The organism is Chitinophaga sp. HK235 (assembly GCF_018255755.1).
Taxonomy (GTDB): domain Bacteria; phylum Bacteroidota; class Bacteroidia; order Chitinophagales; family Chitinophagaceae; genus Chitinophaga.
In genome coordinates this window covers 3,682,163-3,698,086 of record NZ_CP073766.1, presented here as the reverse complement: position 1 = coordinate 3,698,086, position 15,924 = coordinate 3,682,163, and the positions used below count along the sequence as shown (strand labels likewise).

14 protein-coding genes are annotated in these 15,924 nt (G+C 47.3%); 6 read left to right on the top strand and 8 right to left on the bottom strand.

The genetic code is table 11. From position 1 onward, the window contains the following. Positions 1–8: 8 nt before the first annotated feature. On the top strand, positions 9–1,007 hold the full coding sequence (locus KD145_RS13160; RefSeq protein ID WP_212006329.1) for a chorismate synthase: 999 nt from the start codon (positions 9–11) through the stop codon (positions 1,005–1,007). A 180-nt stretch (positions 1,008–1,187) separates the two neighbouring features. Here KD145_RS13160 and KD145_RS13155 read toward each other — a convergent pair whose 3' ends face one another. Continuing rightward, positions 1,188–1,904, bottom strand: a complete 717-nt coding sequence (locus KD145_RS13155) for an FKBP-type peptidyl-prolyl cis-trans isomerase (RefSeq protein ID WP_212006328.1) — start codon at positions 1,902–1,904, stop codon at positions 1,188–1,190. A gap of 165 nt (positions 1,905–2,069) precedes the next feature. Here KD145_RS13155 and KD145_RS13150 point away from each other — a divergent pair, with 165 nt between their 5' ends. Further along, positions 2,070–3,254, top strand: a complete 1,185-nt coding sequence (locus KD145_RS13150; protein WP_212006327.1) for an acyloxyacyl hydrolase — start codon at positions 2,070–2,072, stop codon at positions 3,252–3,254. Positions 3,255–3,424: 170 nt separating this feature from the next. Here KD145_RS13150 and KD145_RS13145 read toward each other — a convergent pair whose 3' ends face one another. The 5 genes from KD145_RS13145 to KD145_RS13125 all read right to left on the bottom strand — a co-directional run bounded on the left by KD145_RS13145 (position 3,425) and on the right by KD145_RS13125 (position 8,369). Further along, positions 3,425–5,317, bottom strand: coding sequence for a CocE/NonD family hydrolase (locus KD145_RS13145; protein WP_212006326.1), 1,893 nt, complete (start codon positions 5,315–5,317; stop codon positions 3,425–3,427). A gap of 74 nt (positions 5,318–5,391) precedes the next feature. Then, entirely contained in the window at positions 5,392–5,742 is a 351-nt protein-coding gene (locus KD145_RS13140) for an MmcQ/YjbR family DNA-binding protein (protein WP_212006325.1), read from the bottom strand. 73 nt (positions 5,743–5,815) lie between these two features. Then, positions 5,816–6,673: a hypothetical protein gene (locus tag KD145_RS13135; RefSeq protein ID WP_212006324.1), complete on the bottom strand. Its 858-nt coding sequence runs from the start codon at positions 6,671–6,673 to the stop codon at positions 5,816–5,818. Between the two features lie 163 nt (positions 6,674–6,836). Next, the gene (locus KD145_RS13130) at positions 6,837–7,721 is read right to left on the bottom strand and encodes a hypothetical protein (protein WP_212006323.1); all 885 of its coding nucleotides are present in this window, start codon (positions 7,719–7,721) and stop codon (positions 6,837–6,839) included. A 135-nt stretch (positions 7,722–7,856) separates the two neighbouring features. Continuing rightward, positions 7,857–8,369, bottom strand: coding sequence for a hypothetical protein (locus KD145_RS13125; RefSeq protein ID WP_212006322.1), 513 nt, complete (start codon positions 8,367–8,369; stop codon positions 7,857–7,859). Between the two features lie 275 nt (positions 8,370–8,644). Here KD145_RS13125 and KD145_RS13120 point away from each other — a divergent pair, with 275 nt between their 5' ends. The 3 genes from KD145_RS13120 (at position 8,645) to KD145_RS13110 (ending at position 10,983) form a co-directional block, all read left to right on the top strand. Beyond that, a complete protein-coding gene (locus KD145_RS13120) occupies positions 8,645–9,904 on the top strand; it encodes an ectonucleotide pyrophosphatase/phosphodiesterase (protein ID WP_212006321.1) in 1,260 nt (419 codons plus the stop codon). Beyond that, positions 9,904–10,503 (top strand): Crp/Fnr family transcriptional regulator, encoded by a 600-nt coding sequence (locus tag KD145_RS13115; RefSeq protein ID WP_249219817.1) that lies wholly within the window; start codon positions 9,904–9,906, stop codon positions 10,501–10,503. The genes KD145_RS13120 and KD145_RS13115 overlap by 1 nt, the downstream gene beginning before the upstream one ends. 78 nt (positions 10,504–10,581) lie before the next feature. Next, positions 10,582–10,983 (top strand): RidA family protein, encoded by a 402-nt coding sequence (locus KD145_RS13110; RefSeq protein WP_212006320.1) that lies wholly within the window; start codon positions 10,582–10,584, stop codon positions 10,981–10,983. A gap of 64 nt (positions 10,984–11,047) precedes the next feature. Here the strand turns inward: KD145_RS13110 and gcvP are convergent, their stop codons facing one another. Then, a complete protein-coding gene (gene gcvP / locus KD145_RS13105) occupies positions 11,048–13,912 on the bottom strand; it encodes an aminomethyl-transferring glycine dehydrogenase (protein WP_212006766.1) in 2,865 nt (954 codons plus the stop codon). A 162-nt stretch (positions 13,913–14,074) separates the two neighbouring features. Here gcvP and KD145_RS13100 point away from each other — a divergent pair, with 162 nt between their 5' ends. Next, complete coding sequence (locus KD145_RS13100; protein WP_212006319.1) at positions 14,075–14,569, top strand: YkgJ family cysteine cluster protein; 495 nt, start codon at positions 14,075–14,077, stop codon at positions 14,567–14,569. On the opposite strand, the gene KD145_RS13095 is transcribed toward KD145_RS13100, so the two are convergent. Further along, entirely contained in the window at positions 14,570–15,826 is a 1,257-nt protein-coding gene (locus KD145_RS13095; RefSeq protein ID WP_212006318.1) for an MFS transporter, read from the bottom strand. Positions 15,827–15,924 lie beyond the last annotated feature (98 nt).

Below are 15,924 nucleotides of genomic sequence, written 5' to 3'. Positions count from 1 at the left end.
ATCAGCGTGTGAACAGTTTTGGCAGAATATTCAGGGTCAATGTTTTTGGAGAATCTCATGGGGCCAGTGTAGGTGTCAATATCGATGGTATACCTGCCGGCATAGCGCTCAGGCAGGAAGACTTTTTACCTGACCTGGAACGGCGTAAAGGCGGCTCCAGAGGCACTACACCCCGCAAAGAGGAAGACCTGCCCTTTATCAAATCCGGTGTTTTCAACGATCATACTACAGGCGCTCCGGTGACCATCCTCTTCGAAAACAACAATACCCGCAGCACCGACTATGAGAAGCTGCGTGAGTTCCCCCGTCCCGGCCATGCCGATTTTGTGGCGACCCAAAAATTCGGGGGCTTCGAAGATTACCGTGGTGGCGGCCACTTCAGTGGTCGGCTGACACTTAACCTGGTAGCAGCCGGTGTGATCGCCAAAAAAATACTGGGTGACAGCATTCAGATAAAGGCTGTTATCACCGAAGTAGGCGGATATACCAACCCCGAAGAAGGCCTGGAAGCAGCCATCGCTGCCAAAGACTCCGTAGGCGGTATTGTAGAATGTGTGGTAGATGGTCTGCCGATAGGGCTGGGCGAACCTTTCTTTGATTCGCTGGAATCCTCGCTGGCTCATGCTGTATTTGCCATCCCGGCTGTTAAAGGAATTGAGTTCGGTGCTGGTTTCGCTGCCGCTAAAATGAAAGGACTGGAGCATAACGATCCCATCATAGACACAACCGGTAAAACAGCCACCAACAATGCCGGTGGTGTGGTAGGCGGTATCAGCAACGGCAATCCGCTGGTTTTCCGTATCGCTGTCAAACCTACTTCCAGCACACCTAAAGAACAACAAACCCTTAATATCACTACCGGTCAGGTAGAAACGTTCAGTGTTAAAGGTCGTCATGATCTTTGTATCGCCCTGCGTGTGCCTGTAGTACTGGAAGCCGTAACAGCCATGGTGCTGGCCGACTTCATGCTGCTGGAGCAACGGAGACCGCGTATCAACAACCACTGATGGTAACTGTGATGAATGTGATAAATGCTGATGCTCCTGATGGAGCGAGATTAGAAGTATACTATTGAAAGAAAAGAAGCAGAAAGCCCATTGATGTACATCAATGGGCTTTCTGCTTTTATCAATTCGCTGTGATCTTCGCTCCATCAGGAGCATCAGCATTTATCACATACATCACAGTTACTGTACAATGTCGAGCAGCTCTACATCAAAAACGAGTGCGCTGGCGGGTCCGATTTTCGGGCCGGCTCCGCGGTCACCGTAAGCGAGATCGGCAGGGATGAAGAGGCGCCATTTGGAGCCTACAGGCATTAACTGCAGGGCTTCTGTCCAGCCTTTGATCACACCGCTGACAGGGAAGGAGATGGGTTCACCTCTTTCTACAGAGCTATCGAATACAGTACCATCAATGAGGGTACCGTGATAGTGTGTTTTTACTTTATCGTTGAGGGTAGGTTTAGCGCCAGTACCGGCTTTCAGGATGAGGTATTGCAGCCCGCTAGGCAGTGTTACCACACCTGGTTTAGCTTTATTTTCTGCCAGGAATTTCTCACTGGCTTCGCGGTTTTTGGCAGATTTTTCAGCTTTCAGCTGCTGGAGATAATTGCTTATGCTCATTTCACTCTGTTCTTTAGATAATGTTAAAGATTTATTGGTCAGCGCGTCCTGGACAGCTTTGGCCAGCACGGCGGTATTCACGTTGCTTAATCCCTGTGCTTTCAGGTTTTCAGCGATGCTGACGCCGATACCGTAGCTTACTGAGTCCATACGGTTTTTTAAAGCGGCCTTCGCTGCTGTCTGGGCTGCTGGTTTGGCTTTGGCAGCGGGTTTAGCCTGACTGAAACCCTGGATGGCCAACAGGCCCAATACACCTGTAAAGAAATATTTTTTGTACATAATTTTGTGGTTGTCAATAATATTGAAACAAATAAGGTTTTATTAAGCCCCTGCAAGTTAAGGAATTAACTACTTACAGCAGAAGCCTTTTGCTTTGGTACAACAAAAGGAACCCCTGCTTTGTTGGGCGTATAATAATTCCTGTATGTTACCCGTTTGGCGATTATGAAAGCAAGTATTATAACAATGGCATTGTCCCTGCTGGCAATAGGTCTGCAGGCTCAGGATTCAACAGATTTATGGACAAAAGCAAAAGCTAACCCCAACTTAGGCCGACATAAGTTTATAGAGCTTAAACTACATACTGGCGGCCACCTCTACAATGGTGAGGACATGGCCAGCGTCCTCGAACATGGTTATCAGGCAATGGAACTAAGGATGGCATGGATGTCTACCGGTAAGCAGGTATGGCAGCGTGCGCTCAACTATCCCAGTTATGGTATCGGCCTGTATACCGGTAATATCGGCAACTCCACGATACTGGGTAATCCTAGCGGGGTGTATGGTTTTTTTTATGCACCCTTCCACCGGCGTAAAAGACATCATTTCGAAGCAGGCCTGGCTCTGGGTATTACCTATGATCTGAATGCCTACAACCCCGAAACCAATCCACTCAACAACGCTATCGGCTCTAAGGTAGACGTATACTTTAATGTAAGCGCTACCGGCGTCCTGCGTTTGTCGGAGTTGTTCGATTTTGTTTACGGGATAGATCTCACCCATTTCTCCAATGGCCGTATGTTTACGCCCAACCTGGGCCTCAATATGGCTGGTGTACACGCTGGAGTGCGCGTGCATTACAATACCATACGGAATATTGTTATACAACAGATTGACTCCAACTACCGTGCTTCCATCAGGCCAACTTTAATCAGAGACCCTTTGCCCAGGGTAAAACATACGAATGAGTTGAGCTTTTACGGTGCTTTTGGAGTGGTGCAGATCGACAACTCCTCTGGTGTGAAAGCCCATTATGGCACTGCCACTGCAGTAGCAGACTGGAATTATAAATACAGCCATGTATGTAGCGTGGGTGCCGGCCTCGACGGCTTTTACGATGGGTCTCTCGGCTGGACATATGACCAGCGGTACAGTAAAGTCTCCACTTTGGATAAAATGCTGATGGGCGCTCACATTGGACATGCCCTCCATCTTCAACGTTTCAATATTGTTACACAGGCTGGTACCTACTTCTGGCGCCGCGATGGAGAAAAGGGAGATTGGTTTCTTCGCGTAGCCTTGCGTTATGACATCGGCAAATACGGTTTTGTACAGATAGGCCTCAAAACCAAAAGCGGCGCAGCTTCCGATTGGATCGAATGGGGCGGAGGCGGCCGCTACCCACTGTAACTGTGATTTATGTGATAACCACTGATGCTCCTGATGGAGCGAAGATAAAAGCGTATAAAAGTGAAAGCCCATTGATTTTAAATCAATGGGCTTTCGCTTTTTATGTTTTCTTTTATAATTATTCATTACTGTCTTCGCTTCATCAGGAGCATCAGTGGTTATCACATAAATCACAGTTCTATTGGAAGTACCACACTGGAAGCATGGCTGGCATCGTGATAGATACGGATATCGGCTTTTTTGAAGTCTTTATCGGTAGCTTTATAGATGTCCATAAACTGTTGTGGGTTGCGGTCTACCAGCGGGAACCAGCTGCTCTGAATCTGTATCATGATACGGTGGCCTTTCTGGAAGGTATGTGCAACATCGGGAAGTGTAAACTTCACCGGAGTAGGTTGTCCGGGTACAAAGGCTTCCGGCTTTTCGAAGCTGTTACGGAATTTGCCGCGCATTACTTCGCCACGTACCAGCATCTGGTATCCACCCATAGGATAAGTAGAAGAAGGAACACGGCGGTGTTCTGAAGGTGCATCTTCTTCATACTTGAAATCATTCGGGAAAACATCGATCAGCTTAACAACGAAATCGGCATCAGTACCGGTGGTGCTGGCAATGATATCTGCGATCACCGGACCTGCGAGGGTAATGTCTTTATCCAGTACATTGGATTCAAACACTACCACATCAGGTCTGCGGGAAGCAAAGCGCTGATCATCTGTCATATAGTTGATAGTGCGGCCGAAGTGCACATCTTCTGTATAAGGCACCGGTTTGGCCGGATCACTGATATATTCGCTGAAGCTGTTGGCTGCAGTGGGTTTGTCGAAAGACAGCTTACCATCAGGTTGCAGGAAGATGGCTTTTTCCTTTGTATCGGCAGGAGGCCATTGCGGAAGGCGTTTCCACTTGTTTTCACCAGTGAAAAAGATGGTAGCTTCTGCAATATCCGGCGCCTGACCTTTACCTTTCAGGTAATAGTTGAAGAAAGGAACTTCGATATTGTTGGCATAATATTCTGAAGTGTTGCTGCCAAAGCGCACATTACCCAGGTGTGTACCGTCGTTGGAAGCCCATTGCCCATGGTACCAGGGGCCCATTACAAGGCGGTTGTTGGTATTGGGATTTTGTTTTTCTATGGCCTGATAGGTGTTCCATGCACCGAAGCAGTCTTCTGCATCAAATACACCACCTACTACCAGCATGGCTGGTTTTACGTTCTTCAGGTTGTTACGCACGTTACGTGCCTGCCAGAAGCTGTCGTAGGTAGGGTGTGCATACATCTCATGCCAGAAGGTTACGCTGTCGCCGATGATTTTGGCGAAGTTGGACAGCGTACCGGTTTCGAGATAATATTTGTAGTTATCGCGGGTATAGTAGTCGATTCCTTTAGGCCCAACTGTAGTAGGTTTGGGATGAGGATGATCAAATACGGTATAGAAGGAGAAGGCGTCAGAGAGCATAAAGGCACCGTTGTGATGGAAGTCATCTCCGATGAACCAGTCTGTTACGGGTGCCTGCGGGCTTACCGCTTTCAGTGCGGGATGGCCGCTCAGTGCGCTCATAGAGGAATAGAAGCCGGGGTAGGAGATACCGAATACACCTACATTGCCGTTGTTGCCACTGAGATTTTTAACCAGCCAGTCTATGGTGTCATAGGTGTCGCTGGCTTCGTCGATCTCGTTTTTGCCCTTTTTACTGGCATTGAAAGGACGTACGTTTACGAACTTACCTTCACTCATCCAGGTACCTCTGACATCCTGTATTACCATGATGTAGCCTTCATGCAGGTACTGGTTGTAATGATTTCTGTACAGCGGACGGAATACCTTTTCACCATAAGGAGCGCAGGAATACGGCGTGCGGGACATCAGAATGGGATGTTTCTCAGACTGATCCTTAGGCAGATAGATGGAAGTAAACAGTTTTACGCCATCCCGCATGGGGATATACACTTCTTTTTTAGTGTAGTTGGTGTACATCCAGAGGGAGTCCTGGTTTACCGCTTTGGTAACTGCAGGAAAGACGAACAGTGCGGCATAGGCCAGCAACAGCCATTTTCTCATAAACGGTTATTTTATTAATGGGGACTAAAGTAGCAAAAAAATCAGGTAACGCAGGCATAGAAATGGGTGAACGGTTATTGGGACAGCTTTTCCCTTTCTTTTTTGGGTAAACTGGCCACCACCAGATCATAGGAATTTTTGATCCACTGCAGTAATAGTTTATTGGGAATGTTGGAATGTATGTCTACGGTATTCCAGTGTTTTTTGTTCATATGATAACCAGGTATCACTCCTTCATAACGCTCGCGTAATTCCACAGCCTCCTCCGGATCACATTTCAGATTGATACTGTTAAACTCTTCCAGGCCGCTCAGGGCAAACATTTTCCCGGCTACTTTATATACGAGGGTTTCTTCTCCAAAAGGAAACTCTTCTGTGACGCCAGGAAGGGAAAGGCAGTATTCGCGGTATTGTTCGATGTCCATATGCAGATTTTAACGGACAACAAATATAGCAAAAAGTAAGGGCCCTGTGGAGCCCTTACCTGAGGTTGTTTTATTATTTCGCTTTTATGTATTTGAATTTTGTATTCGTTTCGGAAGGGCCACTATTATAGGTTGTTATTGCTTTTTGTGCTATCAGTAAACCGTTTTTTTCATCATAGGTGTTTTCGAAAGTACAGATTGTGCTGCCAATCTCCTTTCTGAGAAGGTTATGCTCACTGGGCAAGATGTCCAGAGATATCAAGATGGTATATAACTCAAGGATGGGATTATTTCTGTACAGGCTGTAAAACGGGCTGATTTTGTTATCATAAGTATAGGTGGTAGTGGTGGTAGTGGGCGTAGGTTCGTTGGTGCTTTGGGCGAAGTACAGGCTTTTGACAACATCTTTACCATTATAGGTAAATTCTGTATATCTGATTACGTTACCCCAAATGATGGAGTCCTTAGAACCAAGCATAGTCGCTTGTCCATTGCTGTTAACCTCGTAATAGATTTTTTCGTATGGTATACTTGAGGTCGGCAAATGCTGGAAAACACTGATTTTTCCATCTTTCCAGACAAGGGAATCTGATTCGTGCAAGTATTCGGTTTTGTCTGCTTTGATACCTGTATCCTCCTTTTTGACTACCCGTCCGGCAGCATCATAGGTAAAGGTCTGATACCTGCTAAACTGCTGGGTCATTCTTGACATCACATATATTCTTAGCAGTTGGTTCTGGGCGTTATAAACAAAACTATCTACTTTGGTCCCGGAGGCTGTTGTAGAAGTAATGGTTTGTAACAGATAAGTCTCCGGTTTTTTCTCCTCTTCAGGAGTAGTGGAGGTGTCATCTTTCTTACTACAGGACATAGTGGTCAATAATGCAGCAGCTACGAAGGCATATAGCCTGAGCGGGAAATTCTTTTTCATAGAATTATAGGTTTTATAAATAGTATAGTAGGTTCTTTTGACCTTACATCGCTTATTCTATTTGACTTGGCAGGTTAATAGCGGCTGCAAATTAATGAATGTTATTATGTTTCCTGGAGAGATGTTGAAGTTGATTAGTTGGTGTATGTACGGGAATAATAATTTAGGGAGCCTTGATGATTTTATATCGGTAAGTGATAATGGTAGAACTATTGAATCGCTGTTCCAGTGGGTATTTCAGCGTGTCTGGTGTGTAGTAGGTGACAGGCATGTCTGTAGAAGCAGAACGGATATTGGTCACATAATGTTCGCTGGCGAGGAAGGGATATCCTCTGTAGACAATGTTTTGAAGATCAGCCGTCACTTTACGAAGCAGGATAGGGTTTTTAGCCAGATAGCGGAACAGTGGATTGATCTGGTTGTTGTAGCGCATATCATAACTGTATACATCTTTTACTGGCTGGCCGCCGCGGATGTTGACATAATTGAGGCCGGTGAAATGACTGATATCCTGTTGCTGATAAAGGTATTCTTCATACTGTACCATCTCCCCGAAGACACCGATATTAAGATAAAAAGTGTCTTTGGAACCGGCGAGTGAAAGTAAACGGCTGTTGTTCATTTGCAGGGAGCTGGTGTCATAGCCGGATATGGCTTCACCCAGGTCCCGGTAAAAGGTGGTGTAGATGGTCACTTTGCCCATAGTCCATGCCAGTGAATCTTTCTGGCTGCGGCTCTTCAGAGGGTTATCATTTTCATTGTAATACAAAGCTGTTTTCAGGTAGCCATCAGCTGCATAAATGAAGGAAATATAATTCTGCCATTGATGGTAAGAGGTGTTGTAATCCCATCTTTCTATCAGCTGTTGCTGATTATTATATACCAGACTGTCTTTGGGAATGCCATTGATGCGGATGGAGGTGACAAGATAAGTATCCTGTGGTGGAGCCGGAGGGGCTGGCGGGTCAACGTGTTCTTTTTTACATTGACAGGCAGATACTGTAAACAACAGTGCTATCAGCACATATTTTTTCAGGGTGCCATACATGGACTGCGGGTTTGTCCGAAGATAATTATTAATGCTGAAAGGCTGCCGGAATGATCAGGGTTGATAAATTGGGGCTGATATATACCTGTACGCCGACAGGGGCCAGCGTACAGGATTTTTGTGATAGGTTAAAGCTTATTTTTTGTTGATGGAGATGATCACGCGGGAATAACGGGCATAGGTAATTTCTACCTCCTGGCCGGCACGGTAACCTTCGAGAGCTCCGCGCATCCAGTAAAAGAGCCGTTTTTTCTTGTTCTCCAGCATTATCATAATATTGGTCTGTGTATCATTGTTTTCAAGATACACGGCTTCCATAGGGGCTTGTAAGGTGCCTTTCTGTAGGGCTACCAGGTCTTTTTTTAATGCCCAGTAACGGATATCAGTCACTTTGATCAGCGCAAAAACCAGTGCAATCACAAAGCTGACCATCCATACCCAAAACCAGATGTTCTTGTAGGATAACAGGGAATCATCTGCATCTCCCAGGGTATTATGTGTATACAAATAAACCTGCGGTATGATGGCCGCCACTAATAACACGATAAAACCTATTAATGCAAATTTCCTTAACTGCTGTTTGTTCCGCTTCAGTGCTTGTTGTAATAAAAAGTTCTCCTCAGTTGTAATAAAGGTGTAGTCGGACATAGTTCGATGGTTTTTCAGTTGGCTAATATATAGATAAACAGTCAATTAATTAAATTTATATATATAATTTTTAAATTAATGATTGTTATTTTGCCAGAATGATAAACATATGATAATTTTTATGATAAAATATTATCATATGTTTATATGGCCTTAACGAATATATAATTGACCGCATATCATCCGGAATGGAAATAGTTTTCTAATTTGCGCATCCTGACCCATCCTGCTGTTATCTTTCCCCATTGAAAAATGTAAATCTTAAAACAACAATAGTGAAGCGGATTATTATTTTATTGGCAGCGATAGTCCTGACAGGAACAGGCCTGCGCGCACAAGACACGGCTCAGCTGATAGTGGAAGGACGTAAAAACACCGCCTCCCAGCAATCCAAACCGTATGTAATCATGATCTCGATTGATGGTTTCCGTTATGATTATGCTGAAAAATATCATGCGGAGAACCTGCTCAGGCTCTCCGGTCAGGGTGTAAGGGCTACCGCCATGCAACCATCCTTTCCTTCACTGACATTCCCCAACCACTATTCACTGGCTACCGGTATGTACCCAGCCCATCACGGCCTGGTAGACAACACCTTCTACGACCGTAAACGCGATGCCATCTATAAAGTGGGCAACCGCGATGCAGTGGAAGACGGTACCTGGTATGGCGGCATACCCCTGTGGGTACTGGCCGAAAAACAACACATGATCAGCGCCAGTTACTTCTGGGTAGGCTCTGAAAGTGCCATCCAGAACATCCGTCCAACCTATTACTTTAAATACCAGGAAAAAACCGGCATAGACCAGCGTATCCAGCAGGTGGTAGACTGGCTCCGGCTGCCGGAAGACCAACGGCCGCACATCATTACCTTCTATTTCCCTGAAGTAGATCATATGGGCCACAGCTACGGTCCGGAAAGCGACAGCGTACGCAAGGCCGTACAATTTGTAGATGCCGCCATTGGCCGTATGCAGGCTGCTGTCAGCAAATTAAATCTGCCGGTTAACTTCATCGTTGTATCAGATCATGGTATGCTCCGGGTAGATACTGAACGCACGTTGTCATTACCGGACAGCCCGGTGTTAAAGCCACTGCGCATTGTACCGGGAGGCGAAAAAATGATGCTTTACGGCAACAACGAAGCTGACATCAAAGCGGCCTATGACTTCCTCAAACAGCATGAAGACCATTACACTGTTTACCTGAAAAAGGAAACACCGGAAAGATGGCACTACGGACAGGAAGATGTGTACAGCCGTATCGGGGATATTATCATCCTGGCGGAAGCCAACTACGCTTTTGGCAGTCCTGGCAAAAAAATGCATCCCGGTCACCATGGTTTTGATAACAACCTCACCGACATGAATGCGATCTTCATGGCCTGGGGACCCGCTTTTAAAACCAATGCCCGTATCGCTACCTTCGAAAACGTACATGTGTATCCGTTAGTAGCCCGTATTCTGGGTCTGGATATCACGCAGCCGATAGATGGTAAGCTGGAAGTGCTTGAACCCATACTGAGCCAACCATAATGGATTTACAACAGATGCAGGAGCTGCTGCTGCAACATGTAGCCAGACATATTCAGCTCACCGCAGAAGAACAAACATATTTCGTCAGCCTGCTGAAACCACGGATGCTGCTTCGCCGCCAGTGGTTGCTGCAGGCTGGCGACATCTGCCGCCATGAGAGTTTTCTGGTAAAAGGCTGTATGCGCTCGTATATCACCGATATGGCCGGTAACGACCATGTGCTGCATTTTGCCATAGAAGACTGGTGGATCAGCGACCTGCAAAGTTTCCTGGACCAAAGCCCGTCACAGATCTATATCGAAGCACTGGAGCCCTCCTGGCTGCTGCAGCTCGATCTGCCTTCCCTGCAAAAACTCTATGAGCAGATACCCGCCTTTGAACGGTTTTTCAGGATACTGCACCAGAACGCATATCTGGCCCAGAACCGCCGTATTCTGCATAATATCAGCCTCACCGCAGCAGAACGTTATGATGCCTTCGTTCAGCAATACCCCGCCATTGCGGCCCGCGTAACGCAGAAACACCTCGCTTCCTATCTGGGAATGACACCCGTTTTTATGAGCCAGCTCCGCAACCGGCAGGCGAAAAAGTTAAAGTAGTTTAACGCCATTTATTCAATTGGTTGAATTTTCAGCCCAATGGGGTGAGATAGCTTTGCAGGGTAAATATCAAACACCATGAAAGTATCCAGCATCAACATCCACCCCGATCCTTACCAGCCTTTTCATCTTTCCCAGGGTTACCGTGCAGGTGATCTGCTGTTTATCAGCGGACAGACTGCCATCGGTGAAGATGGTGCACTGACAGGCATCGGCAACTTTGATATACAGGCAGAGAAAGCCTTTCAGAACCTGGAAAAAGTACTGAAGGCAGGTGGCTCCAGCCTGGGCAATGTTATCAAGGTAACTATCCTGCTACGCGATATGGCCAACTTCTCCAAAATAGTGGCACTGCGCAAACGTTATTTCACACCACCTTATCCGGCAGATACCATTATGGAAGTGTCTTCCCTGTATTCACCGGATGCTTTGATAGAGATTGAAGCGGTAGCAGTGGCAGATGAAGCAGTGGAAAGGTAATTCCCATCTGCACAAAAAAAGGGTGTACCAGTCGGTACACCCTTTTTTATATTGAGTTGATCAGTTACGCAACGGATTCCTCATAAGCACTTACTGGTTCGCAGGTGCAGATCAGGTTTCTGTCGCCATGAGTATTGTTAACACGACTTACAGAAGGCCAGAATTTATTGGCTTTTACGTACTCCAGTGGATAAGCTGCCTGTTGACGGCCGTATGGACGGGTCCATTCGTCGGCAGTGATCACAAACTGTGTATGCGGTGCATTTTTCAGTACGTTGTTCTGTTTGTCAGTCTTACCTTCTTCAATAGAACGAATTTCTTCGCGGATAGACAGCAGGGCATCGCAGAAGCGATCCAGTTCTCCTTTGTCTTCACTTTCAGTTGGCTCGATCATGATGGTGCCGGCTACCGGGAAGCTCATAGTAGGAGCGTGGAAACCGTAGTCCATCAGGCGTTTAGCCACATCTTCCGCTTCAATGCCGGCAGTAGCTTTGAACGGACGCAGGTCCACGATGAACTCGTGAGCGCAGGTACCGTTTACGCCGGTGTAGAGGATATCATAAGCTTTTTCCAGTCTTGCCTTCATGTAGTTGGCATTCAGGATAGCATATTGAGAAGCCAGTTTAACGCCGTTGTCGCCGAGCATACGGATATAAGCGTAAGAGATCAGCAGGATGCTGGCAGAGCCAAACGGTGCTGCAGATACGGCGTTGGAAGGTTTACCATCATTCAGCTCAACGTGACCTGGCAGGAATGGTGCCAGGTGTTTTGCCACGCAGATGGGGCCCATGCCGGGACCACCGCCACCGTGAGGAATAGCGAAGGTTTTGTGCAGGTTCAGGTGGCAAACGTCAGCTCCGATGATACCGGGAGCAGTCAGGCCTACCTGGGCATTCATATTGGCGCCGTCCATATATACCTGACCACCGTGTTCGTGGATGGTAGCACAGATTTCTTTCACTGACTCTTCATAAACACCATAGGTGGAAGGATAAGTGATCATGATACCGGCGAGGTCCTTAGCATGTAAAGTAGCTTTGGCTTTCAGGTCTTCTACATCGATATAACCGTTTTCCAGTGCTTTTACCACTACTACCTTGAAACCAGCCATTACCGCAGATGCAGGGTTGGTACCGTGAGCGCTGATCGGAATCAACATGATGTTACGGTGTCCTTCGCCTCTGCTTTCGTGGTATTCGCGGATTACCAACAGACCGGCATATTCACCCTGTGCACCGCTGTTAGGCTGCAGGCTGCAAGCGTCGAAACCGGTGATTTTGCTGAGGTATTCGCCCAGTTCACTGGTCATCTGTAAGTAACCGCCAGCCTGTTCTTTAGGCGCAAAGGGGTGCATTTTGCTCCAGTGTGCCCAGCTCAACGGAATCATTTCGGAAGCTGCATTCAGTTTCATGGTGCAGGAACCGAGGGATATCATGGAGGTGTTCAGGGAAAGATCTTTGTTTTCCAGCATTTTCAGGTAACGCATCATCAGCGATTCGCTGTGGTGGCTGTTGAATACCGGGTGCTGCAGATAAGGAGACATACGCTCCAGATTTGCAGGGATGGCAACTTTACCGTTGGAAATACCAGCTGCATCTACTTTACCGGCACCGAATACCTGGAGGATATCGTTCACATCGGCAATAGTAACAGTCTCATCGAGGGAGATACCTACATGGCCGTTGGCAAAGTAACGCAGGTTGATACCAGCTGCTTCTGCAGCGGCTTTGATATCGCTGGCACCTTCTACTACGATAGTATCGAAGAAGGAAGTAGCGCTCAGTTTCAGGCCTTTGGCCTGTAATTTCTCTGCCAGTGTGGCGCTGAGCAGGGCTACGCGGGTAGCGATGTCTTTCAGTCCGGCAGGACCGTGGAACACGGCATACATCGCAGCCATATTGGCCAGCAGGGCCTGAGCTGTACAAATATTGGAAGTGGCTTTTTCACGTTTGATGTGCTGCTCGCGGGTTTGCAGCGCCATACGCAGGGCGCGCTGTCCTTGTGCGTCAATGCTCACACCGATGATACGGCCGGGAATGGAACGTTTGAAATCGTCTTTCACGGCAAAGAATGCAGCGTGAGGACCACCAAAGCCCAAAGGAACACCAAAACGCTGTGCAGAACCAAAGGCTGCATCAGCACCCAGTTCACCCGGAGAAGCCAGCAGGGTTAATGCCAGCAGGTCAGTAGCTACACCTACAAAGGCGCCCGCAGTATGCACACGAGTGATGAATTCGTAGTAATCTTCTACTGCACCAACGTTGTTAGGGTACTGTATGAGCGCACCGAAATAGAATTCATCAAACTGGGCTGTTTTGTAATCGCCCACTACCACTTCGATATGCAGCGGAGTAGCACGGGTGTAGATAACATCCAGCGTTTGTGGATAAACGTTAGTGTCTACAAAAAACTTAGGCCTGGTTACGTGGTCGTGGTCTTTGTTCAGCGCATTGAAGAACATGGTCATGGCTTCAGCGGCTGCAGTAGCTTCATCCAGCAGGGAGGCGTTGGCAATCGGTAAACCTGTCAGGTCACATACCATGGTCTGGTAGTTCAGCAGGCTTTCCAGTCTACCTTGCGAAATCTCAGCCTGATATGGCGTATACTGCGTATACCATCCTGGATTCTCAAATACATTGCGCAGGATCACACTCGGTGTGATGGTGTCAAAATAACCCTGACCAATGTAGTTGCGCATAACCTTGTTCTTCAGAGAAACTTCTTTCAGGTGGCGCAGGTAGTCGTTTTCGCCCATAGCTGCCGGAATGGCCAGCGGGTGCTGCATGCGGATGGCACCGGGAACAGTTTTGTTAATCAGCTCGTCCAGATTGGATGTTCCAATAGTCTCCAGCATCTGGTTCGTCTCAGCTTCATTCGGCCCTATATGACGGTGCACGAATTCAATTTGTTGGATATCAAAAAGATTCATGATGTAAGCAGGTAGTTTGATATAGATGCGCAAAGCTATGCAGATTTTAAGCAACCGCCAAACAGCCGGTGGTGGACAAGGAAAACAGTGATAAATACCTGATACCTGCTGCTTGTTTATGTCATGGTTTTGTCCAACGGGTATTTACTTATCTTTGCGCCAATGAGCAAGATATTAGAAGACTGGGAACAGAAGGCCAAAGACAAACAGAAGGCCAACAAACAATTTCTGCAGAAGTTGCAGACGCGCCGTGGGAAAGGAGTGGAGAAGCTGCTGCCCGACCTTCATGAAGAAGCATTCACCCATGTAGATTGTATGGACTGTGCCCGCTGCTGCAAATCCATCAGTCCACGCTTTAAAGCACCCGATATCAAACGTATCTCCAAGTATATGGGTATGAAGGAAGGCGCCTTCATTGATACCTACCTGCGGATAGACAAAGACGAAGATTATGTGGTAAAGTCAAGCCCATGCCCGTTTCTGGGAGACGACAATGCCTGCAGCATCTACGATGTGCGTCCCGGCGACTGCGCCAACTACCCGTATACAGACAGCTACGACTTCTTCAAACGTCCTAATATCACCTACGAAAACAGTATGGTCTGCCCTGCAGTGTACTATGTACTGGAAAAGTTGAAGGATAAGATGGATTTGTAATCAGGGTTTCAGATCCAGTTTACGCATGGCCGGGCTGATAATGTAAGTGGTGACCACCACTCCCAGTGTCACACAACCACCAAATACCACGGACGTGACCAGCCCCAGTTGTCTGGCCATAAAGCCACTTTCAAAAGCGCCCAGCTCATTGGATGAGCCCACAAACATGGAACTTACGGAAGCTACACGGCCCCGCATATCATCTGGTGTTTTTAACTGCAGGATGGTCTGGCGGATGATCACACTGATCCCGTCCAGTGAACCGCTTATCAATAAGGCGGCCATCGACAGGAAAAAGTTGCGGGACAAGCCGAAAATAATGATGCACAGCCCGAAGCCAAACACTGCTGCCAGTAGCTTAATACCCGGTTTGTGAACCAGCGGCCGGTGTGCCAGGATAAACATCGTTACCAGTGCGCCGATAGCCGGTGCAGAACGCAGCAGGCCATAACCAAAAGAGCCCGCATGCAGAATATCCGTGGCATAGGCCGGCAACATGGCCACAGCCCCGCCAAACAATACCGCAAACATATCCAGTGCCATCGCTCCCAGCACTACCTTGGTATTCCATACAAAACGCATCCCGCTGGTCAGCCCCTGGAAAAACGTTTCCCCTTTTTCCTGATAGTGAATGGGTTTGGGTTTTATCTGTATGAGGCTGTAAAGCGGAGCCAGGAAAATGCCGACTACCAGCAGCATAGACCAATGTACGCCAAACCAGTAAATGCATAGTCCTCCCAATGCAGGCCCCAGCACGCCACCTATCTGCCAGGCAGAGCTGCTCCAGGTAGAGGCATTGGCATACAATGCCCGGGGTACCAGTAAGGATAACAGGGAAAAGTTGGATGGACTTACAAAAGCGCGGACAATGCCACCCACGAAAACCAGCAGATAGATCATGTTCAGCACCCATTGTGTGGAGATACCCGTCACCGCACGGTCCCAGGTAAGGAGGAAGAGCCCGATGCTGATGAAAATATAAGCTGTTATGGATTTCAGCAGAATACCCCTTTTCTCCCGTCTGTCTACCAGATGTCCCGCAAAAGGAGCCAGCAGTACGGCTGGGATTACTTCAGACAAACCAATAAGCCCTAATGAAAAAGGGTCATGTGATAAAGCATACACTTTCCACTCTATAATGGCAAACTGCATGGCCAGCGCAAATACTAAAGCAAAGCGGATGACCAGATAGTAGTTGAATTCTTTGAATCGTAGCGAAGCGTATGGGTCGTTTCTGGGAGTAGCCGTATTGTCCAAGCTGATGTAATTTCCTGCTAAGGTAAAAAGCAGGAGGGAAAAAGCAAAAAGTCATCAGTACAGGTTGAAGAATCCATTATTTTTATTTCTGATAAATT

Coding starts and splice junctions, on each gene's coding strand:
- KD145_RS13155 (WP_212006328.1), bottom strand. CDS start 1,904: ATGTACAAAAAATATTTCTTTACAGGTGTATTGGGCCTGTTGGCCATC.
- KD145_RS13150 (WP_212006327.1), top strand. CDS start 2,070: ATGAAAGCAAGTATTATAACAATGGCATTGTCCCTGCTGGCAATAGGT.
- KD145_RS13145 (WP_212006326.1), bottom strand. CDS start 5,317: ATGAGAAAATGGCTGTTGCTGGCCTATGCCGCACTGTTCGTCTTTCCT.
- KD145_RS13140 (WP_212006325.1), bottom strand. CDS start 5,742: ATGGACATCGAACAATACCGCGAATACTGCCTTTCCCTTCCTGGCGTC.
- KD145_RS13135 (WP_212006324.1), bottom strand. CDS start 6,673: ATGAAAAAGAATTTCCCGCTCAGGCTATATGCCTTCGTAGCTGCTGCA.
- KD145_RS13130 (WP_212006323.1), bottom strand. CDS start 7,721: ATGTATGGCACCCTGAAAAAATATGTGCTGATAGCACTGTTGTTTACA.
- KD145_RS13125 (WP_212006322.1), bottom strand. CDS start 8,369: ATGTCCGACTACACCTTTATTACAACTGAGGAGAACTTTTTATTACAA.
- KD145_RS13115 (WP_249219817.1), top strand. CDS start 9,904: ATGGATTTACAACAGATGCAGGAGCTGCTGCTGCAACATGTAGCCAGA.
- KD145_RS13110 (WP_212006320.1), top strand. CDS start 10,582: ATGAAAGTATCCAGCATCAACATCCACCCCGATCCTTACCAGCCTTTT.
- gcvP (WP_212006766.1), bottom strand. CDS start 13,912: ATGAATCTTTTTGATATCCAACAAATTGAATTCGTGCACCGTCATATA.
- KD145_RS13100 (WP_212006319.1), top strand. CDS start 14,075: ATGAGCAAGATATTAGAAGACTGGGAACAGAAGGCCAAAGACAAACAG.